The sequence below is a fragment of the Aestuariispira ectoiniformans genome (assembly GCF_025136295.1).
Classification (GTDB): Bacteria; Pseudomonadota; Alphaproteobacteria; order UBA8366; family Aestuariispiraceae; genus Aestuariispira_A; species Aestuariispira_A ectoiniformans.
Genome location: NZ_CP062788.1, coordinates 3,840,803 through 3,862,092 on the forward strand (window position 1 = coordinate 3,840,803; position 21,290 = coordinate 3,862,092).

Consider the following 21,290-nt stretch of genomic DNA (forward strand, 5'->3'; position numbering starts at 1 on the left):
TACCGACATGCAACAGTTTTTTTCCAATACTTGCGCCCGCCGCGAATCAAAGGAGTAAAGCATTGCAGAATGCTATGTCGCTGCACTGCACATTCGAACCGCTTTCCGCACCGGATGCACTGGCTGAACGCTGGAAAGCGCTGGAGAAAAAATCCCGCAGCAGTTTTTTTCTATCCTGGAACTGGGTCGGAACCTGGTTGAACCGGCTTGCGCGGCGCCCCCTGGTTTTCAGTGCAACCCGCGATGGCGAAACAGTTGCACTCGGCCTTTTCTTCGAAACCGGCCCTTCCCGGTTTCTGTTACACCAAAGCGGCGATATGGCCGAGGATTCCATCTATATTGAATTCAACGGACTGCTTTGCGACGACACCGTCACCGGTCTTGAGGCCGATTGCTGGACCTGGCTGACATGCCAGCATCCGTCCCGCCCGCTGCTACGCCGCCCGACCTTCGACCTCAACCGCCTGAGCGAAGACAGCTTTCACCAGATTGAAGCGTCCGGAGGGTCTTCCGGCAAGCCGACGCTGGAAGCAGCCCCTTATGCGAATCTCTCCTGGATCGCCGATCAACATGGGGATTTCGCCTCTGCGCTCAGCCGCAATTCCCGTCACAAGCTGCGCCGGTCGATCACATTATACGAAACGCAGGAAGGTGACCTGACCTTGTCCCGTCCTGACACGGCGGATGACGCCCAACGCTATCTGGACCGCCTGATCGAATTGCATCAGGAAACCTGGCGCGCCCGCGGCAAGCCGGGCGCCTTCGCCCCGGACTTCTTCGAGGCCTTCCACCGGCAAATGATCAGCAACAGCTTCGACCAGGGTGTCATCGACCTGATCGAAATCCGCAGCGAGGAAGCGCCGCTGGGCTATTTATACAACTTCCTCCATCGCGGCGCTGCCCTGTCTTACCAGTCCGGCTTTCGATATGACGAAGATAACCGGCTGAAGCCCGGCTTGGTCTGCCATGCGCTGACGGCACAGGACTATCTGGATCGTGGGTTGGACCGCTACTCCTTCCTCGCCGGTGACAGCCGCTATAAACGCAGCCTCGCCACCGGGGCGGACAAGCTCTATTCCCTACGCCTCAAGGGTGACAATCAACTGACGCGCCTCGTCGGTGCGGCCCGCCACCATTAGGACTTCAGGCCGTTAGCCGACCTGACGGGAGACGATCGGCCCGATAATATTCGCCACGGGCAACGGCAGGCGTCGCCAGGTTTCAATCATCATCTTGTATTTCGGGTTGTTGGGGTTGACGTCGGGAAGCGGTACACCGTCCTTCAGGCTGAACTCAAGATTGATCGGGCGCGGCTCGAAACCCCAGTTCTTCTTGAAGGAGAAAGGCCCGGTGCCGACCTTGGACCGGCCGAAGTCAAAGACCTTGTAGCCCCGCTCCACTGCCGAACGCATCACCGCCCAATACATCAGGTCCGCCGCACCCAGCTTTCGGGCCTCGGGAACGGCACCGGTGTAATACGGCATCACGCGGTCCTTGAAATAGAAATTCAGGACACTGCTGAGCGGCTTATCACCCGAATAGACCGTCAGGACATCGCAATCATCCCCGAATGCGCTCAGCAGGTTGTCGATATATTTTTTCGAGAAGACCGGCGTCCCGTGGTTGCGCATGGTCATGGAATAGACACCGTAAAAAGCATCGCTGTCCTGTTCCAGGTGCCAGATCAGGTCGGTTTTCAAAGCCTTGCGGACCACGGCGCGCTGTTTGCGTGGGATCTGTTTCAGGCATTCGTCTTCTTCTTCCTCGATCGGCCGCTCAAAGGTGGCATAAAGCCCTTCACGCTTGATCCAGTCCTCATCCGAATTTGCAGGCGCGCGGTATTCCACATAGTCCACACCGGCCTTGTCCCGCAAATCCACCGCATGGCGTTTAAGGGCGTCATGTGCCGCCTGCGTGGTTGTGGCAATGCCGCCGCCAACGCAAAAGGCCGTGGAGACCAGACGGCTGCCAAAAATGAAACTGCGAACATGGGTCAGCGGCAGGATGCCCGTGATCCGGCCATCCTCTTCCGCCATGAGGAAGTGGCATTTCTGATTGAAGCTGTTTTCAATCACCCGCTTCCATTCCGGCCGGTGAAAGAAAGTGGTTTGCGGACAGGCAGCCACAAAGTCGCGCCAGCGCTCTATATTGCCGTCGTCGAGTTCCAATATCCGCACAGTCATACCCTTAATCCCCCTTTACCGTCCGCTGTTCGCGGGGAACGTCTCAGCCACGCGCCTGAATCAGATCGACGATCCGCCCGGCGGATTTGCCGTCCCCATATGGATTATGGGCCATGCTCATGCTGCGATAAGCCTCGTCATCGTCCAGAAGCCGGTTCACCTCGCTGACAAGTTTATCCTTGTCGGTGCCCACCAGATGCACGGTCCCCGCAGCCACGGCCTCGGGACGTTCGGTCACATCACGCATTACCAGGACAGGCTTGCCAAGCGACGGCGCCTCTTCCTGAACCCCACCGGAATCCGTGCAAATAATATCGCAGCGGGTCATCAGATAGACAAAGGGAAGGTAGTCCTGCGGGTCGATAAGATGAACGCCGTCCCGATTGCCCAGAATGTCATACACCGGCTTTTGCACATTCGGGTTCAGATGCACCGGATAGACCACCTGCACATCCCCGCGCGCCGCAATTTCCGCCAGACCGTTACAGATATTGAGGAAGCCTTCCCCGAAATTCTCACGTCGATGACCGGTCACCAGAATCATGCGTTTATCCGGGTCGATAAAATCGAACCGGCTTTCCATTTCCGCCCGCAAACCACCATTACTGTCGAGACGTTCCTCCACATCCAGCAAAGCGTCGATTACGGTGTTGCCAGTGACGAAGATATCTTCTTCCTTCACCCCTTCGCGGCGCAGGTTTTCCGCCGAACTTTCCGTTGGGGCAAAACGCATGTCGCAGATGACGTCGGTCAGCAGACGGTTCATTTCCTCCGGCCAGGGGGCGTAGATATCCCCTGTGCGCAGACCGGCTTCCACATGGCCGACGGGTATCTTCTGATAAAAGGCCCCGAGGGCTGCGGCAAAAGTGGTCGTGGTATCGCCATGAACCAGCACACGGTCCGGCTTTGCGTCCTTATAGACATCCTGAACGCCCTTAAGGACCTCGGCGGTAATATGGGTCAGGTCCTGCGCCTGTTTCATGATGTCCAGGTCATAGTCAGGGGTAACACCGAACAGGTCGAGCACCTGGTCCAGCATGGAACGATGCTGGGCGGTCACACAGACCTGCGCCTCAATACCCTCGGCCTGCTGTAACGCCTTGACCACCGGGATCATTTTGATTGCTTCCGGGCGCGTCCCAAATACACACATTACACGCATGTTTTTCCCCATTTTCTATACGTGACTCAAGGAAGTAGCCCTTCCCGGCCCAATCCGTCGGTAGATAGATACCAATGACCGATCACCGCGTCGGACGCAACTATGTCAGACATTTTTTTCGGTTTTAGGAAGACAAAACAAAAAAAGAGCGCTGCGAACAGCGCCCCTTTCTCATTTGCGTTTTGCTGATCAGATTGTGCGGCGGCGGCGCGCCACCAGCAAACCACCAAGACCGAGCAAGATGATTGCCAGACTGCCAACCTCGCTTACATTTTCCGGTCCCTTCCAGAAGCTGATATGGGACAGGGTCGGCTGCTGACCACCTTTATTCACGATACCCAGTGTATCCCAGATACCGGACATGGACGCAGGCGTGACCTGAAAAATGATGAAAGAATTCGCGGCTTTGACCGTAATCCAGCCAACGAGATCGCTGGCCGAATTCCAGGTACCGGAATAACCGCCATCACCGGACGTTACAGTCAGACCGGGATCACCGTCCTTGCCAAGCAACATCAGGTCGATCGGGTTACCTGTCACCAGTTCGATGGCCGCCTCAACATACATTTCCTTGTCGTTGCCACTGTTTGGAACAGTCAGTCCGCCGGGCAGAGAATCGCCAGCATTCACAACACACTCAAATCCGCTTCCGAAAGAACAGCCAACAGCCGCTGCATGGCTGTTCACTGAAAACAGAGCAAGTACCAGCGAAACAATCGCAAATGGTATGAGTTTTACAGTTTTCATTCTCTTGTACCTCCGGCTCTCAAGCCATAACCCCATTTTCTATGGGTGTCACCAATGTAATATGCAAGGAGCGGACCAATACAAGTTTAGTTATATAAATCAATATAATAGGAAATATTTAGGCCTTGAGAATATTAGTCCCTGTAAAAAAAATCGACACCCCCATATTAAGCAATCCTTAACGCATACAATTTTAACAAGAGATTGATCTACAATTTCCCCTCCACCTCACGAAGTTTTGCACGGCTTCAAGTCCCCAAAATGATAGTACTCCAATCAAGCTGCTGGATAATTTTATTAAAATACTGATATAATCGACCTCCCCAACGCAGTGGTCAGGGCTCATGTGGACACGCCTCAACGATAAATTCCTTTACGCCACACGCCGGTGCAAACGCGCATTGTTTGTCGCATTTATTTTCGGCCTTTTCATCAACCTGTTTCAATTCACCATCCCTCTGTACATGATGCAGATGTTCGATCGCGTGGTGCCAAGCTCCAGCCTCGATACGCTGCTCTACCTGACAATCATCGCGATCTTTGCTCTTTTCATCATGATGTTGCTGGAGACCGCGCGCTCGCGTGTGCTCAGCCGCACAGGTGCATGGTTTGAGGAATACCTGTCGCTGCATGCCTTTGATTCAGCCTTGACCGCATCCTTGCAGTTGAAGGGATACAGCACCGACGCGACAAGGGACCTTTATATTGTCCGCTCCTTCCTCGCAGGCAACGCAGTGACCTCCCTGCTGGACGCGCCGTGGATTCCCATCTTCGTTATTGTAGCCTTCATGCTGCACCCGACATTTGGCGTCATCACCGTCATCGGCGCGGTCATCATGTTCGGCTTTGCCCTGCTCAATGAATTCGTGACCAAAAAGCCGATGATCGAATCCTCCGAGGCCTCCCGTGAGGCACATCGCCGGATTTCATCTGCGACGCGCCACCCCGAGGCCATTGACGCCATGGGCATGCTGAGAGGCATGGCGAGCAAATGGTTCGAAGCCAACACCCGGTCGCTCGCCTCCCATCTGGTGTCGACGGAACGGTCCTCCATGGTCATCTCCGGGTCGAAATTCGTCCGGATGGTCATTCAGATCTCAATCCTCGCCTCCGGTGCAATGCTGGTCCTGGAAGGGCATCTGACACCGGGGGTCACCGTTGCGAGTTCCATCATCATCGGCAGGGCGCTGGCGCCCGTGGAACATTCGATCACTTCCTGGCGCAGCCTGATCCAGACCCGCGACTCGCTTGCCAAGCTGGGGCGGATGTTCGCATCCGCCGAGGTCCGCAGTGAAGGCATGAAGCTGCCGGAACCCAAAGGGCACTTGCGCGTCGAAAGCATCAATCACCTTCTGCCGGGGTCCAGCCGCTATCTTCTGAGGAATGTTTCCTTTGGGGCGGAACCCGGTGAGGCCGTCGTCATCACAGGCCCGTCGACCGCCGGCAAGTCGACGCTGGCGAGGATGCTGGTGGGCACCCTGCGCCCGACCAGCGGTACGGTACGCCTGGACAACGCTGACGTTTATGACTGGGACCGCACGGAATTCGGCAAATATGTCGGCTATCTGCCTCAGAGCAATGCGCTTTACGCCGGGACCGTCCGTGAGAATATCGGCCGCATGACCGACGCAGACTGGGGCAAGGTGGTGATCGCCGCCAAGCAGGCCAACTGCCACGACATGATCCTGCGCATGCCGCAGGGCTATGACACCCCGATCGGGGAAAGCGGCATGGCGCTGTCCGGTGGCCAGCGCCAGCGTATTGGCCTGGCCCGCGCCCTGTTCGGCGACCCGAAATATGTCGTCTTGGACGAACCGGATTCAGAGCTGGATATCGAGGGTGAAACCGCACTGACGAAAGCCATCACCGAATTGAAGGCCCGCGGCTCCACCGTGATCATCATTGCCCACCGGTCCAACATCCTGCGCGTCGCCGACAAGGTCTGCATCCTGAGTGAAGGTCAAGTCCGAATGTTCGGTCCACGCGACGAGGTTCTTGCCAAGCTGCGCCAGGGCGCCCGCCCACCGGCACCACCGACCCCGATCGACCAGCACAGGCAGCAGCAACAGGACAAACCGGCACTGGCCCAGCCACGCGCCAGCGCGTGACCAGACCTGCCGGATAAAGGAATATCCGCACCATGGAACCCATAGAGCTACCGACCCCCCAACCCAGCCCCAACATTCGCGGCGTGATCATCTTCGGGCTGGTCGTATGCCTGTTCTTTGTTGTGGGGTCGCTGCTATGGGCATCGCAACTTCCACTCGCAACGGCGGCAGTTGCACCAGGGTCCATCACCGTCGACGGCAATGTCAAAACGGTCCAGCACCTTGAAGGCGGGATCATCGAACATATTGATGTTTCCAACGGACAGTCGGTAAAGGCGGGACAGGAGTTGCTGCGCTTCAATGACGCGCAGGCGCGGGCATCCTGGCAACTGATCAACGGTCGTTACCTGAACCTGATTGCCTCCGAGGCCCGGCTGGAATCAGAACGCGACAGACTGGACCATATCGTCTACCCCGAGGAACTTTCCGCCCCGGAAAACCTGGAATTTGCTGCAACCGTCAAAAAGGCGCAGCAGGCGATTTTCGACAACGGCATCCAGGCCCGCAGCCTGAAACAGGATATCCTCACGGAAAAAATGGATCAGCTTCGTTCCCAGATCAAAAGCTTCCAGGCACAGGTCAATTCCGCCGAAAAGCAAGTCGGCCTGATTGCACAGGAAGTCAAGGCCGTGCGGGAAATGGTTTCCAAGGGCCTGGAACGTAAGCCACGGCTTTTGAAGCTGGAACGCGAACATGCCCGCCTTCAGGGCCAGAAGGATGAGAACCTGGGCCGGATCGCGGAGGCGGAACAGAAAATCGGCGAGACGCAGCTTCAAATCCTGAATATCGACGTCGAGCATCTGGACAAGGTCGTCAACGAATTGCGCGAGGTTCAGGCGCAGCTTAGTGACGTCAAAGAGCGCAGGGAAGCCGCGCGGGATGTTCTTGAACGGTCCATCCTCCGCTCGCCGGTCGAGGGCGTGGTTGAAAACCTGGCGTTTTTCACCCCCGGCGGTGTCATCCGTCCGGGTGAAAAGATCATGGATGTCGTCCCCTCCCATGACGAATTGATCGTCGAGGCACAGGTCAATCCCGTCGATATCGATATGGTATCCCCCGGCCTGCCAACAAAACTGCGCTTTCCGGTCTTCAAACAGCGTACGACACCAACCTTGAACGGTGAAGTCTTCTATGTCTCCTCCGCCGTTGAGGAAGACAAGCGCACCGGCAAGACCTATTACAAGACGCGTATCCGTATTCCAACGGACGAGTTAACCCGTCTGGAAGGGCGGAAGCTGATTCAGGGCATGCCGGTCAGCGCGATGATCGTCACAGGGGAAAGCACCTTCCTGCGTTACCTGCTGACCCCGGTCAAAGAAAGCTTCCAGGCAGCCTTCCACCAGAATTAATCAGAGCACACCTATGACGAAACGGGCCGTCAGGCGGCGGCCCGGCGACGTTCCACGCCTGCAGCCTTATGCAGGAAGGCATCGAAGATATAGAGCGTCCACAGGACATCCGAATGGTCGCTGCGCCCGGACTGATGCTGGTCGAGCAGACGCCGCAGGGCATCCGGGTCGAAATAACCGGAATCCATCATCACTTCGCTGGTGACCGCAGACGCGACCCGCCCCCGCAGGTCTTCACGGAACCAACGTGCCAGCGGAATGGTGAAACCCTGCTTGGGCCGATAGAGCACGTCATTCGGCAAATACGGTTCCAGAGCCCTCTTGAATACATATTTGCCGACACCGTTATGCAGCTTGAGCGAGCTATCAAGGCTCGCCAGCCATTCGATCAGCTCATGATCGAGAAGCGGGGCGCGAACCTCCAGCGAGTTCGCCATGCTCGCGCGGTCCACCTTTACCAGGATTTTACCCGGCAGATAGGTATGAATATCCGCATATTGCGCCTGGGACACCGCATCCACATCACCGGCCTCGGCAAAATGCCCACGCAACACGTCGCGTGCGGAATATCCCTGCAGATCCCCCTTGAAACCGCCACTGTAGAGGCGGTTTCGCATATCGTCGCCGACCACGGACACCACATTGAAATAGGCGTCCGACGCCGACAGGGCCAGTTCCTGGAAAGTGGTCTTGGCCCGCAGGAAACGCGGTGCCCAATCCATTTTGGGATACAGGCTGCCCAACGTTCCGAAAACCGGACGCCGCAAGGCGCTCGGGATCATCTGCCGGATATGGTCCACATTGTGATGCAGGCCATAGCGGCGATACCCGGCCATGCTTTCATCGCCACCGTCACCGGACAGGGCGACGGTCACGCCTTCGCGGGCATGGGCGCAGACGCGGAAGGTGGGCATGGCCGAACTATCGCCAAAAGGTTCGTCGTAAAAATCAATCAGCCGGTCCACAAGGTCGATGGAACTGGGATCGATCTCGCGCACCGCATGATGGGCATGATAACGTTCCGCCACCGCCTTGGCATAGCTGCTTTCATCAAAGGCGGGGTCATCAACGGAGACCGAATAGGAATTGACCGGCTTGTCCGACAGGCCCGCCATCAGGGCAACCACGGCGCTGGAATCCACCCCGCCAGACAGGAAGGCCCCAAGCGGTACATCGGAAATCATACGCAGGCGCACGGCCTCCGTCAGGCGTTCGATCAGCTCTTCGCCGATCTCCTCCACCTTGCCGTTGACCCGCTGGGTCATATCCAACTGCCAATAACGCTGCAACTGTGGCCGGCCGCCCCGTTTCCAGATCAGGTTATGCGCCTGGGGCAGCTTCCTGACGGATTTGTAGATCGTCTTCGGGTCGGGGACATAGCCCAGCGCCATATAGTCCTCGACCGCTTTCGGGTCGGTTTCCAGCGCCACGCCGGGATAAGCAGTCACGGCCTTCAACTCTGAACCGAAGGCCACCATGCCATCCGGCAATTCGGTGTAGTAGAGCGGCTTTTTGCCCAGGCGGTCGCGGGACAGGAACAGGGTTTCGCTGCGCGCATCCCAAAGCGCGATGGCAAACATTCCCCGGAAGCGTTTCACACAATCCGGGCCCCAGGCCTTCCAGCCGTGGACGATCACTTCCGTGTCGCTATGCGTGCGGAAGGTGAACCCCAGATCGGTCAGTTCCTTTGCAACATCCTGAAAGTTATAGATTTCACCGTTGAAGACGACGGCAATATCACCACTTTCATCAAACATGGGCTGAATGCCGCCTTCCAGGTCGATAATCGACAGGCGGCGATGGCCCAGGCCAATCCCCGGGGCGACATGCGTTCCCCCGCCGTCCGGTCCACGATGCAGGAGGGTCTGGTTCATTTTGTCCAACAGCGCGGGGTCAACAGAACGCTTGTCCCGGCTGTCGAATACTCCTACCAAGCCACACATGGTTGACCTTCCTGCATAAAAACGTCTGAATGGTGTGATAGTTAGGTACCGCATGCATGTGCGGACCGCAATTTATTTCCTCCGGGGCGGCTTGGGTCATCAATGAAAGTTTTGTGTTTTGAAAGCGCCAGGAATATTTCGTCCGACCTGATGGTCCGGCTGGAGGAACTGGCACGTCCACGGGGTATTCAGCAATCACCCTTCTGGTTCCAGACACTGGAACAGACCTGTACCATGCCGGACGACCAGATCTTTCACCTGTGCACCGTTGATGACGACCGTGTTCCACGCGCCTATCTGCCCCTGTGCCGCCCGGCGCGCCCGCGGTTTTTCAAGGGAGCGCGCGAATTGCATGCCCTGTCCAGCCCCTACACGACGGAATTCCGCCCGCTGTTGCCACGCAACAGCACGGTAACCGCGCCCCTGCTGGCGTCCCTGAAACGTTATTGCGGCAGTTTCGACCTCATCGGTTTCGAGGCATTGGTGGAAGACGATCCGGCCTATGGCGTGACGGTCGCCGCGTTGAAGGCCGCAGGCTTTCTGGTGCTCGACTATAAAGGTTTCGAGAACTGGTATGAGCCGATCAAGCAGCCGGACTTTCACCAATATTGGGCCCGCCGACCGGGGCGGTTGCGCAACACCTACACCCGCAAGTCCCGCGCGCTGGAGCGTCAGGGCAATTTGCGCATCGACATCTTCCCCGATTGCAAGGACCTGGAACGCCTTCTGGACGACTACGAAACGGTCTATGCGCAAAGCTGGAAAGAGGCAGAGCCCTATCCGGAATTCACCCCTGCCCTGGTGCGCCGCTCGGCAATTGCCGGATGCCTGCGCATGGGCGTCCTCTATCTGGACGACAAGCCCCTTGCGGCGGACCTGTGGCTGGTATCCGCCGGACGCGCCACCATATTCAAACTGGCCTATGACGACGATGCCAAAAAACTCTCCCCCGGCACGGTGCTCACCGCAGCCATGATGCGTTACGTTCTGGAACAGGACCAGGTCGTCGAAGTTGATTTCGGTCGCGGCCCCGACACATACAAAAAAGATTGGTTGAGCCATCTTCGCCACCGCCGGGGACTGATCGCCTTCAACCGGACGCCCATCGGCCTGACAGCCGCAGCCCTGCATATGGGCAAGGCGCGGCTCAAAAAACTGCTGAAACCCAACGCCTGATATTTCTATTGCGGCCCTCACGGTTTCATGCGTTTACTACGCTTTACCAATCTTGTTCGACGGGAATACAGGAAATGACCTGGGAAAGCTTTTTTGCGATGTCGATTGCCACGCTGGTTCTGGTGGCAACCCCCGGACCGGTCGTGCTGGCAACCATCGCCCGGTCGGTAACCGGCGGTTTCCGGGCTTCCATCGCCTTCCTTTTCGGGGTCATGGCAGCGGACCTGTTTTATGCGGGTCTCGCCATGGCAGGCCTTGCCTATGTCGCCGCCCAATTCGCCCCTGTTTTCCTGGTCATCAAATATGTCGGCGCGGCCTATCTGGTCTACCTGGGCATCAAGATGATCCGCGAGCGGATATCCATCGCCACACAGGACAGTGACGACAACGCAACTATTCCGGCGGCTGCCAGGAAAGAATCCCTGGCGGCAGGCTGGCTCAGCGGCCTGCTCGTCACCCTCGGCAACCCGAAACTGATCCTGTTTTATGTCAGCTTCCTGCCGACTTTCGTCGATCTGCATGCCCTGAACCTTTATGAAGCCGCCTTCGCCAGCGGCTGGATTGCCTTTCTCTTTTTCTCCGGCAATCTGATCTGGGCATTGGGGTCCGCCCGGATGGGGAAATTCCTGAAGAGCCCCCGGGCCATGCGGCGGCTCAATATCGGCGCCGGTGCGGTGCTGATGGGCGCAGGCGCGGCAATAGCGGTCCGCAGCTAACAAAAAAAGCCCCACCGGTTTGGCGGGGCTTTTTCTTTCACGGCACAAGCCAAACTAGGACTTCAGTTCATAGTCCAGCGTCTTCAGCATTTTCGCCAGTTCCGGTGAACGATCCCGGATTGCTTCAACAAAGGCCTGGATTCTAAAGTCGTCACCCGCCTTAACGGTCAGCGTCAATTCATCCGGCTCCTTGAGGAAGTCGATCAGTTCCTTGTTCCCGGCCACGATACGGTCTGCATGGACCGGGTCCTTCACCTGCCGCAGCACCTGCTCACGGGTCAGGGTCATCGGGCGGAACAGGGCGTCATCACGCGGGGCGCCGGGCTCACGGCCTGTCATCTCGTCAAACTTCGTCCAAAGCCGTTCGGCCAGGCCGCCTTCGACGACTTTCACCTTGGCCGATACCAAACGCGTATTCCCCAGGGTGTCCAGATAGGCTTCCATGAACTCCTCACTTCTGCCAACCATGCGCCTGCCCCCGAACTCCTCGCTGAGCGCCTGCAATTTCAGCGCGGTTTCGCGTGTCAGATCACCAAGTTCAAAGCCGTATTCAACGGTGGCAGCATCATCAACGGTGATGGTCACATTTTCGCTCGCCTCACCGGTTTCCGCATTATAGACGCCGCTGGCGTCAATGTCGGCCGATATGATCGGATAGCCGAAAGCCGCAACATTCTGAAGCGCCTGGGACAAATGGCGTTCTTCCAGGGTCTGCTCCTGTCCGGCAAGTAGCTCCACGGCATCGGCAACATTGATGGTGATGCCGGACATCTTCCAGTGCAGGCTTTCAATCAGGCCATTATCACCGGCCGAATAGTCGTCAACGACAAGCTGTTCCGCCCTCGGGTTCAGGGCCTGCAGCTTGCCCAGGACATCACCGTTCAGACGGATATTTTTAACAACCAACCTGCCGGCCAGCGGATTATAGCTGAGATCGCCATATTCCATGGCGTCAGCATAGCCGAATTTCTGCAAGACAGCATCAAACCGGGCTTTTGCTTCGTTTTGCGAATAAATCCAGCCGCCACCGGCGGCCACCGCCACCACAGCCACGATGGCAGCGCCGGATACAATCAGCTTTTTCATACAGGACCTTCCCCTTTAACAAATCGGCACACAAAAAGCGCCTCACTCAATCGGGTTCACTTGCGGATATCAAGTGAACCTTTTCCGAATTCTCCATTCCGGAGATCGCGAAGCCTCCGCCTGCAGCCTGCCAGCGGAGGCCCGTGCAATTACGACAGGATATAGTCCAGGATTTCCACCACCTGTTCCGGCGTGCGCGCCGTCGCATTGGCCGCGGCATCCACCTCTTTCAGGGCATGGTCATGTTCTTCGTCGTGCAGGATGATCAGCGCCTTGCCAAGTGCGGCGGCATAGCCTGCATCAAAAGCAGCATTCCACTGTTTGTATTTGGGGCCGAAACGCACCACCACCACATCGGCGTTTTTCAGGCCGAGCGAGGTACGGATCGCATTGATGCCGGAGGCCTTGCGGTCCTGCCAGAAGGACTTGTCCTCCTCACCCAGGATACGCACGCCGCACATGTCACTGGCGTCGTGGTCGGTGACGGCACTGGAGAATTTGACGTTCAGGCCTTTTGCCTCCGCCCCTTTCTCGATGCGCTCACGCCAGTCGGTATGGATTTCACCGGACAGATAAACTTTCAGCTTTCCATGGGTCATGGCGGCTCTACTCCCTTTGTCTCCTGTTGTCCCGCCTCAATAAAGCGAAAGCGGGCGGCACAGGCAAGCACCCCCGTTACAAAGCATAATTGACAGCAGCCCCCACCCACGGTGACAATATTCCCATGCAACACGCCATTGCCCATAGACAGAGCCTGCCGCAATCGTTGGCGGCCATAGGCTGGCTTGTTCTGATTTCCGTCATGCTATGCCTGTCCCAGCCTGCCCCGGCGCAAAGCCTTCCCGGCGCGCCCAGCTTCAAGAAGGGCATCATCAAACGCGACAAAGAGGGCTCGGTTGTTCTGGATGGCAAAGGCCGGGATAGCCTGGCTGAACTGACCAAAGGCCATTTTGAAAAGGCCGTCGGGACGGGTTTCTTTGTCAGCAAGGCCGGGCATATCCTCACTAACCAGCATGTGATTGAAGGCTGCCCGATGATCACGGCGCAGGATGTGAACGGCCAGACGGTACTTGCGGAAGTCATCAAGGAGAACGAACCTCTGGACCTGGCCGTCCTGCGCAGCAGTGCAACGCCGCCTGTCGTCGCACGCTTCCGCCTGCCGGACAACAGGCTGCGGCGAAACGCACGCCTCAGGACCCATGGCTATCCCACACTGACGCTCACTCCCGTCCACCCTCAGGAGACGGACCTTCGCCTGCTGGAGGAAAAGCCCGTCATCAGCCGTATGGTCATGCGCGGAGAACTATTCCCCGGCAACAGCGGCGGCCCGATCATGGACATGGATGGCCGGATCGTCGGGGTTGCTGTTGCCAAGATCAATACCGTTGCCCTCTACAAGAAGACCGGCCTTCTGATCGAAGACATCAGCTATGCGGTCAGCGGCGGGGCGGCTTTCGAGTTTCTCTCACGCAACGGCGTCACGCCACAGACCGCAAGCGGCAGCGCCCAGGTGCCAGGCGACGACAACAAGATCGTTGTCAGAATTGGCTGCTGGAACTAGGACCGGTCCCCTGCCTGCCATTGCAACAACCACAGGAACAGGTCCTGGCAGGCCTGACGGGCAGCACTTTTCTCGTTCAACGCTAAACAATAGGACCGGCCCGAACGGACTGTCACATCCATCGCCTGGACCAGATTGCTTTCCGCCATTCTCGCGTCCAGCAGATAGCGCGTGGCAAGTGTGATCCCCTCACCCCGTTCCGCCGCCTCCAGCAGCATCACATAATTGTTGTAGCGCTTGTCGATTTCGACCTGCCGCCCGTCCAGGCCGAGCGCCTCGAACCATACTTTCCAGTTGATCCAGTTTGGCTCGATCCGCTCGAAATCCAGCAGGCGATGGGAAAACAAAGTCGACGGTTCTTTCCCCTCAACCGGATGACTGCGCAAATAATCCGTGGAGGCCACCGGGATCAATTCCTCCCCGAACAACGGCGACAATGACCAGCCCAGCCGCTGTCCAGGGTCATAGGCCATGGCGATATCCACATCCTCCGCGAACAGGTCCGGCGTATGATCGGAGGTCAGCACCCGGAAATTCAGGCTGTGGTCGGGGTGGGTCCGGTGATAGGCCGCCAGCGCCCGGTTCAGCCAGAAATAGGAAACGGCGGTATTGGCGGCCAGCGTCACCGTCGTCTGCGACCGTTTTCCCGCCGTCAGTTCCTCAACCGCATCCGCCAGATAATTGAGCGACGCATTTACCTTTTCCTGCAATTGCCGCCCCCCCGCGGTCAGCGCCACCCGCCGCCCCTGACGCTCGAACAAGGCGGTGCCCAGGTGAGCTTCCAATCCCTTGATCTGCTTGCTGACAGCGGCCTGGGACATATGCAGTTCCGCAGCGGCCCGGGTGAAATTGCCGCTACGTGCCGCAGCCTCAAAAACCAGCAGGCTGTTCAAGGGTGGCAGACGATGACGAAAGCTCTTCATAACCATTAGTTATTAGTAACCCCGAGATTTCATAACATTGAAATCCCTCATCTACGCTTCATAATCTGGTTCGATGTCGAATTTAACAGCGACGATAACAACACAATCAAAATAAACAATAGTTATCAAAAAGCACAAACGCGGATCGGGATTGGAAGGACAGCAATGACCGAATTGGACTGGCATGCGGATCGCGGAGATCACGAGGGCCTTGCTCTCATAGACCTGGAACCACAGTCGACGGATATCGACATGGTCGCCGTACGCGGCTATCGGCTAGGCCGGGTGCGGGCCGAAATGGAAAAACGCGGGATCGGCGCATTAATCATCTCCGACCCGGTGAATATCCGATATTCCTGCGGTGCGCGAAACATGCAGGTCTTCTGCGCCCGCAATACGCCCTCACGTTACCTGCTGGTGACGGCTGGCCGAACCGTGTTGTTCGAGTTTACCGGCTGTGAACATCTGGCGGATGGACTGGAGACTATCGACGAGGTCCGTCCCGCCACCACCGCAAGCTTTGTCGCCGCGGGGCCGGATATCGCCCGGCGCGAGAAGGTCTGGGCGGAAAATATGCTGGACCTCGTGACCGAACTGGTCGGCCCGGGTGCCGTGATCGGCATGGAACGCATGAACGCAGGCAGTGCGATTGCCCTCAGCCAGTTTGGTGTGCGGGTGGTGGACGCACAGGAACCGATCGAGATGGCGCGATGCATCAAATCGCCGGAAGAGCTGAAATGTGTCATCGCCTCCCTGCGGGCAACGGAACGGGGCGTTGGAAAACTGCGTGACGCGATCCGCCCCGGCATTTCCGAAAACGAACTTTGGTCAGTCCTGCACCAGTCGGTCATCGCCCAGGACGGGGACTATTGCGAGACCCGCCTCCTCAGCTCCGGCCAGCGCAGCAATCCCTGGTTCCAGGAATGCAGCAGCAGGATCATCGGGGAAAACGAACTTGTGGCCCTGGATACCGACGTCGTCGGCTGTTTCGGCTATTATTCGGACTTCTCCCGCACCTTCCACGCAGGCCCGGCCAAGCCCACCGCCAATCAGCGCGCCCTGTACCAGACAGCCTACGAGCAGGTGCATCACAATATGGGGATCATCAAACCGGGCATGAGCTTTCGCGACTATTCCGACCGGGCCTGGAATATCCCCGATAAATACCACGCCAACCGCTATTACCTGTCCTCCCATGGGGTCGGGATGACCGGCGAATATCCCTATCTTTATCACCATGCGGATTTCCCGGATGCGGGCTATGACGGGGAAATCCTGCCCGGCATGACGCTCTGCGTGGAAAGCTATATCGGCGAGGCGGGCGGCCCGGAAGGTGTGAAACTGGAACAGCAGATCCTTGTCACCGGCAGCGGGATCGAGTTGTTAAGCCGCTTCCCCTTTGAAGACGACCTTCTGAAATAGCGCCCCTGGCAACCGGGGCGGGCCTAAATCCCCTCGCATTGCCAGGTGGGCTTTTTCTGGTCCAGCTTCAGTAGAGCCTGGCTGCCGTCCAATTCCACCCAACGGCCAAAGGAACCTTCGAAACGGCCCTTGTTCCGGCTGTCCCCGGCAACAAAAACCGCCCAGCGGTCACCATATTCCACGGCAATCGCATTGCGTGGCAGCAAGTCATAATAGGACAGCACAATTGCGGCATTCTCACCACAGCGATAGGAGCGTTGCTTCGCGGGCGGCACAAGGTTCCATTCCACATGCAAGATGCTCAACCGGCGCTCCGTCCCGTCCTTGACGCAGGATGCAACATCCTGGCTTTTCCAGCAGTCATTGCGCCCTTTGATCCATCCCCGCTGACGCGCCCGCAGCAGGGAAACGGCATCGGCCGGGCGCTCGTCCAGGCTGGATGCAGCTTCGACCGCCAGTTTAAAGGCCGCATTCATCTGGCGATCCAGCAGTATCAGCGCGGGGTCCTCGCAGATCATCGTTTCGACCTGCCCCGATGCCTCGGCACAGTCAAAACCCGGGCTTTGGGGCGGTGCGCCCTCCCCCAGATAGGCATGGCGGACCCAGCCGCCCTGCCCCAGAAAGTCGACCCTGCACCAGGCATTCTCTGCCGCGGCCTGTCGCGCCTCCGCGCTCATGGCGCTCCATTGGGCATAGGTGGGCAGGCCTTTGCATCCCAGATTGCGCAGCCCCTCTGCCGCCACCGGCAAGGTGCCCAGCCGCTTTGCATCCGGCGTCAAATCCTCATAGAGGCCCACCGTGCCATCGACGCGCAGGCGGAAATAGTCCGGCCCGTCGGCCTCTGCCAGCGCCGCCCTGGCCGATAGCAACACAAGAAAGACCGCCAGAATCCGTAACACAGGCTTCATGATTCACTCACCGACATGATGCTCCACCAAGACCATCATTACACAGGAGGATCGGATCGGCACCAATGCCGAAATTAAGGTAATGTCATGGCAGCCTCTTGGCTCTCTGCCGCCGGATGGAAACTGAAAAAACGGTCGCCCTTATAAGTTGAAGGCCCTAGACTGCCCTACACAAACAGGGGAAAGGGACGACAACCATGACAATCCGGATCTGCAAGGCGTTGCTGGTGCTGATGATCGGCATATTCGCAACACTGGTCGGCTATAACAATATCGCGGACTATGGCTCGAATTTCGAATTCGTGCGCCATGTGTTGAGCATGGACACCACCTTCCCCAACAATAGGTTGATGGACCGGGCGATCAGCACAGCGGCACTGCATCACGCGGCCTATTGGCTGATCATCGCGGGTGAGCTTGTTACCGGCCTGCTCTGTCTGGTCGGCGGGCTGCGCCTGATCCGCACATCCGGCGCGCCCGATACCTTCCAGCGCGCCAAACCCTTTGCCGCCGCCGGACTGACCATCGGCTTCGGCCTGTGGTTCGTCGGCTTCATGACCATCGGCGCGGAATGGTTCCAGATGTGGCAGTCGGAAATCTGGAACGGCCAGCAATCCGCCTTCCGCTTCATCACCTGCATCGGGATCGTACTGGTGGTGTTGTTGCTGCCGGAGAGGGAGCAGAACGCGTAAGACAGAAGAAAACCCCGTGGACAATGTCCTCGGGGTTCTTTGGTGGGCCATGTAGGACTCGAACCTACGACCCGCTGATTAAGAGTCAGCTGCTCTACCACCTGAGCTAATGGCCCGCAATTTGCGGTTACCGCCTTTTGAGCGGAGCGACTATTTAGCAAGCGGAGGCCTGCTTGTCGAGCGCCATTTTACAGAAAAATGACCATACCGGAAGTCGCTTTATGGTATTGCCCGTATTTTGCCGTGCTCAGCTCAACGGGTCGGACCAGCGCCTGGGGATGCGCACGTCCCTGTGGACGAAGACATTCATCAACAGGCCAAAGCCGCCCAGCACCACGATCATCGCCGTCCCGCCATAGGAAACCAGCGGCAGCGGCGCACCGACCACGGGGATCACCCCCGTCACCATCGCGATATTCACAAAGACATAGAGCGCGAAGGTCGTCGTAACCCCCATGCCCACCAGCCGGCCGAACTGACTGCGGCATTGCAGGGAAATCGCCAGCCCGTAGATGAACAGCAGCCCGTAGAGCGTGATCAGCGTCACCCCGCCGACAAAGCCGAATTCCTCTGTCAGCATGGTGAAGATAAAGTCGGTCTGTTTTTCCGGCAGGAAGTTCAGGTGGCTCTGCGTGCCCTGGATGAAGCCCTGGCCGAACATGCCGCCCGCGCCCATGGCGATCTTGGACTGCATGATGTGATAGCCGGACCCCAATGGGTCACTTTCCGGGTTCAGGAAGGTCAGCACGCGCTGTTTCTGATACCCATGCATGAAACTCCAGACAACGGGCAGCGAGCCCAGCCCCGCCAGCCCCACCAGTGCGAACTTCCACAATCGCACACCCGCCAGGAAGAAGATCACACCGGAGCCGATCACCAGCATCAGTGAGGTCCCCAAATCCGGCTGACGCAGGATCAGCAGCACCGGCACCACCACCATCACAATGGGGATAATCAGATAACTGGGCCTGCCGATATCATCCATGGACACCCCATGGAAATAGCGGGCCAGCGCCAGAACCATTGCCACCTTCATCACTTCGGACGGCTGCAGCTTGAAAACCTTCAGGTCGATCCAGCGTTGCGCGCCCATGCCAATGTGGCCTGCCACCTCGACCACCACCAAAAGGACCAGCGCCACGAAATACCAGAAATAGGCCGAACGCAGCCAAAATTTAATGTCAATCAGGGCGACTGCGATCATGAAGACCAGCCCCAGCCCGAAAACCATGGCCTGGCGTTTGGCCCAGGGGTCCCAACTGCCGTTTGCCGCGGAATAGAGCATGGCAAATCCGATGCAGGACACCAGCGTGATCAGCAGGATCAGGCCCCAGTTCAATTGCCAGAATTTCTGGCCCAGGGTCATATTCTGCTGGCCGCTATCGCTCAGCAATCCCATCAGCCTGCCTCCTGTTCCGGATCAATCGGCGCCTGCACGCTTTCCGACATCAGGCGTTGGACCTCCGTCAGAACATCCTTGGCAATCGGGGCTGCGGTATGAGAGCCGCCGCCGCCATGTTCCACCACAACCGACACCGCATATTTAGGCTCGTCCACAGGGGCAAAGCCCACAAAGACGGCATGGTCACGCAGGCGCCAGGCAATATCCTCGCCCTTGCGGATGCCCGCCTGGCGTTCGGCCATGCTGATCCGGCGGACCTGACTAGTGCCGGTCTTGCCGCCCATTTCCCAGCCGGGTGTATCAATGGAACTGGCGCGGGCCGTCCCCTTCCGGGAATTGACCACCTCATCCATGGCCGCCCGCACAACCTTCTGATGGGCCTCTGGAATGCCCAGATCTTCATATTCGGGATGGGGCTGAACCCCCAGAAATTCATCGCCTTCAAACACCTGCCGCGTCAGCCGCGGCACGACGGCCTTGCCGCCATTGACCGATCGGGCCGCCATAACGGCAAGCTGCACCGGCGTGGTCAGGACATATCCCTGACCGATCCCGGCAATCAGCGTCTCACCGCCCTGCCAGCGCTCACCAATGGCGCGCATCTTCCAGGCCTTATCGGGGATCAGGCCCTTGCGCTCACCCTGCAGGTCAATGCCAGTCGGCTGTCCGAGGCCCAGCTTGTGCGACATTTCGGCAATCTTGTCGATGCCGATCTTATGGGCTACCTCATAAAACCAGACGTCACAGCTTTCACGCATTGCACCGACCAGATCCATCCAGCCGTGTCCCCAGCGCTTCCAGCAGTGGAACCGGTGATTGCCCAGATCCATATGACCAGGACAGAACACCCTGTGGTCGGGTGAAATGCCGTTGGCCAGCGCCGCATAGGCAACCGCAACCTTGAATGTGGAACCCGGCGCATATTGCCCCGCGATCGCCTTGTTCGCCAGCGGCTTGTAGGGGTTGTTGACCAGGTCCTGCCATTCCTTGCTGGTCAACCCCTCACTGAAGGCATTGGGGTCGAAGGACGGAATGGAAACCAGCGCCAGAACGTCACCAGTGTGAACATCCATCACCACGACAGAGGCCGCGCGCTCGTCTGCAATACGATTGCCGATATAGTCCTGCAGCCGCATATCCAGCGTCAGCCGCAATTCATGGCCGGGCTGACCTTCGATCCGCTCCAGTTCGCGGATCACGCGGCCCAGGGCGTTGACCTCGACCTTGCTGTTGCCGCCCTTGCCGCGCAGGGCCAGGTCATATTGCTTTTCAATGCCGCGCTTGCCGATCCGGAACCCCGGCAGTTCCAATAGCGGGTCGCCCGTCAATTCTTTCTCGGTCACCGCCGATACATAGCCCAGCACATGCGCCATAGTCCGGCCATAGGGATAGTGCCGGGTCTGACCCACCTCGATGGTTACACCGGGAAGATCGGGCGTGTTCACCCCCAGACGGCTGACCTCCTCCCAGGACAGATTGTCCCGCACGGTCACCGGCACGAAGGCGCGCTTGCGTTCCGTCTCTTTCAGGACCTTGCGGATTTCATGATCGTCCAGGTCGATCAGGCGGGCGAGCCGCGACAAGACGTCTGCCACGGAACCGGCGCTTTTCGCCTGTTCCGGCACCAGGATCAGCCGGTAATTCTGGATATTGATGGCGAGATAATCGCCATTGCGGTCGACAATGAAACCGCGCGGCGGCGGCAACAGGCGCAGGTTGACGCGATTATCTTCCGCCATCACCGCATAGCGTTCGGATTCCAGCACCTGCAGGTAATACATACGCGTTGCCAGCCCGCCGAGCAGGGTCACCTTCCCCCCCAGCAGAATGGCCGCGCGGCGGCTAAACTGGCGACTGCGGTCTTGTTCGGGTTTCATGGCTTGTTACCTGTGGTGCGGCGCGTGAAAGTCAA

The 21,290-nt window shown here is 58.2% G+C and carries 18 protein-coding genes and 1 tRNA gene; 8 read left to right on the forward strand and 11 right to left on the reverse strand.

Annotation, left to right across the window (positions count from 1 at the left end; translation table 11 throughout):
* The first annotated feature begins 74 nt into the window (after positions 1–74).
* The gene (locus IF205_RS18060) at positions 75–1,139 is read left to right on the forward strand and encodes a GNAT family N-acetyltransferase (RefSeq protein WP_259780745.1); all 1,065 of its coding nucleotides are present in this window, start codon (positions 75–77) and stop codon (positions 1,137–1,139) included.
* A gap of 12 nt (positions 1,140–1,151) precedes the next feature.
* Here IF205_RS18060 and IF205_RS18065 read toward each other — a convergent pair whose 3' ends face one another.
* From IF205_RS18065 to IF205_RS18075, 3 genes are all read right to left on the reverse strand, one after another.
* Complete coding sequence (locus IF205_RS18065) at positions 1,152–2,183, reverse strand: FemAB family XrtA/PEP-CTERM system-associated protein (RefSeq protein WP_259780746.1); 1,032 nt, start codon at positions 2,181–2,183, stop codon at positions 1,152–1,154.
* Positions 2,184–2,226: 43 nt separating this feature from the next.
* Positions 2,227–3,345 carry a non-hydrolyzing UDP-N-acetylglucosamine 2-epimerase gene (gene wecB / locus IF205_RS18070; protein ID WP_259780747.1) on the reverse strand — a complete coding sequence of 373 codons (1,119 nt, stop codon included), beginning with the start codon at positions 3,343–3,345 and terminating at the stop codon, positions 2,227–2,229.
* A gap of 189 nt (positions 3,346–3,534) precedes the next feature.
* Positions 3,535–4,092 carry a hypothetical protein gene (locus tag IF205_RS18075; RefSeq protein WP_259780748.1) on the reverse strand — a complete coding sequence of 186 codons (558 nt, stop codon included), beginning with the start codon at positions 4,090–4,092 and terminating at the stop codon, positions 3,535–3,537.
* Between the two features lie 344 nt (positions 4,093–4,436).
* On the opposite strand from IF205_RS18075, the gene IF205_RS18080 reads away from it, so the two are divergent.
* Together IF205_RS18080 and IF205_RS18085 are read left to right on the forward strand one after the other, a co-directional pair.
* The gene (locus IF205_RS18080) at positions 4,437–6,200 is read left to right on the forward strand and encodes a type I secretion system permease/ATPase (RefSeq protein ID WP_259780749.1); all 1,764 of its coding nucleotides are present in this window, start codon (positions 4,437–4,439) and stop codon (positions 6,198–6,200) included.
* A gap of 32 nt (positions 6,201–6,232) precedes the next feature.
* Positions 6,233–7,549 carry an HlyD family type I secretion periplasmic adaptor subunit gene (locus IF205_RS18085; protein ID WP_259780750.1) on the forward strand — a complete coding sequence of 439 codons (1,317 nt, stop codon included), beginning with the start codon at positions 6,233–6,235 and terminating at the stop codon, positions 7,547–7,549.
* A 29-nt stretch (positions 7,550–7,578) separates the two neighbouring features.
* Here IF205_RS18085 and IF205_RS18090 read toward each other — a convergent pair whose 3' ends face one another.
* Positions 7,579–9,492, reverse strand: a complete 1,914-nt coding sequence (locus IF205_RS18090) for an XrtA/PEP-CTERM system amidotransferase (protein WP_259780751.1) — start codon at positions 9,490–9,492, stop codon at positions 7,579–7,581.
* 102 nt (positions 9,493–9,594) lie between these two features.
* Here IF205_RS18090 and IF205_RS18095 point away from each other — a divergent pair, with 102 nt between their 5' ends.
* Entirely contained in the window at positions 9,595–10,668 is a 1,074-nt protein-coding gene (locus tag IF205_RS18095) for a GNAT family N-acetyltransferase (protein ID WP_259780752.1), read from the forward strand.
* Between the two features lie 74 nt (positions 10,669–10,742).
* A complete protein-coding gene (locus IF205_RS18100) occupies positions 10,743–11,384 on the forward strand; it encodes a LysE family translocator (protein WP_259780753.1) in 642 nt (213 codons plus the stop codon).
* A 54-nt stretch (positions 11,385–11,438) separates the two neighbouring features.
* Here the strand turns inward: IF205_RS18100 and IF205_RS18105 are convergent, their stop codons facing one another.
* Both IF205_RS18105 and IF205_RS18110 read right to left on the reverse strand, forming a co-directional pair.
* Positions 11,439–12,470: an aq_1923 C-terminal domain gene (locus IF205_RS18105; protein ID WP_259780754.1), complete on the reverse strand. Its 1,032-nt coding sequence runs from the start codon at positions 12,468–12,470 to the stop codon at positions 11,439–11,441.
* Positions 12,471–12,619: 149 nt separating this feature from the next.
* Complete coding sequence (locus IF205_RS18110) at positions 12,620–13,069, reverse strand: YtoQ family protein (protein ID WP_259780755.1); 450 nt, start codon at positions 13,067–13,069, stop codon at positions 12,620–12,622.
* A gap of 125 nt (positions 13,070–13,194) precedes the next feature.
* On the opposite strand from IF205_RS18110, the gene IF205_RS18115 reads away from it, so the two are divergent.
* Complete coding sequence (locus IF205_RS18115; RefSeq protein ID WP_259780756.1) at positions 13,195–14,031, forward strand: S1 family peptidase; 837 nt, start codon at positions 13,195–13,197, stop codon at positions 14,029–14,031.
* Here IF205_RS18115 and IF205_RS18120 read toward each other — a convergent pair.
* Positions 14,028–14,960, reverse strand: coding sequence for a LysR substrate-binding domain-containing protein (locus IF205_RS18120; protein ID WP_259780757.1), 933 nt, complete (start codon positions 14,958–14,960; stop codon positions 14,028–14,030). The two genes, IF205_RS18115 and IF205_RS18120, sit on opposite strands and share 4 nt — an antisense overlap.
* Positions 14,961–15,119: 159 nt before the next feature.
* On the opposite strand from IF205_RS18120, the gene IF205_RS18125 reads away from it, so the two are divergent.
* Positions 15,120–16,376, forward strand: coding sequence for a M24 family metallopeptidase (locus IF205_RS18125; RefSeq protein WP_259780758.1), 1,257 nt, complete (start codon positions 15,120–15,122; stop codon positions 16,374–16,376).
* A 23-nt stretch (positions 16,377–16,399) separates the two neighbouring features.
* Here IF205_RS18125 and IF205_RS18130 read toward each other — a convergent pair whose 3' ends face one another.
* Entirely contained in the window at positions 16,400–17,284 is an 885-nt protein-coding gene (locus IF205_RS18130; RefSeq protein WP_259780759.1) for a lysozyme inhibitor LprI family protein, read from the reverse strand.
* Positions 17,285–17,481: 197 nt separating this feature from the next.
* Here IF205_RS18130 and IF205_RS18135 point away from each other — a divergent pair, with 197 nt between their 5' ends.
* Positions 17,482–17,976 (forward strand): DUF2165 family protein, encoded by a 495-nt coding sequence (locus IF205_RS18135; RefSeq protein ID WP_259780760.1) that lies wholly within the window; start codon positions 17,482–17,484, stop codon positions 17,974–17,976.
* A 40-nt stretch (positions 17,977–18,016) separates the two neighbouring features.
* Here the strand turns inward: IF205_RS18135 and IF205_RS18140 are convergent.
* The 3 genes from IF205_RS18140 to mrdA form a co-directional block, all read right to left on the reverse strand.
* Positions 18,017–18,092 (reverse strand) — tRNA-Lys (locus IF205_RS18140).
* A 131-nt stretch (positions 18,093–18,223) separates the two neighbouring features.
* Positions 18,224–19,375: a rod shape-determining protein RodA gene (gene rodA / locus IF205_RS18145; RefSeq protein ID WP_259780761.1), complete on the reverse strand. Its 1,152-nt coding sequence runs from the start codon at positions 19,373–19,375 to the stop codon at positions 18,224–18,226.
* Positions 19,375–21,255 carry a penicillin-binding protein 2 gene (mrdA, locus tag IF205_RS18150; protein ID WP_259780762.1) on the reverse strand — a complete coding sequence of 627 codons (1,881 nt, stop codon included), beginning with the start codon at positions 21,253–21,255 and terminating at the stop codon, positions 19,375–19,377. The genes rodA and mrdA overlap by 1 nt, the downstream gene beginning before the upstream one ends.
* Between the last annotated feature and the right edge of the window lie 35 nt (positions 21,256–21,290).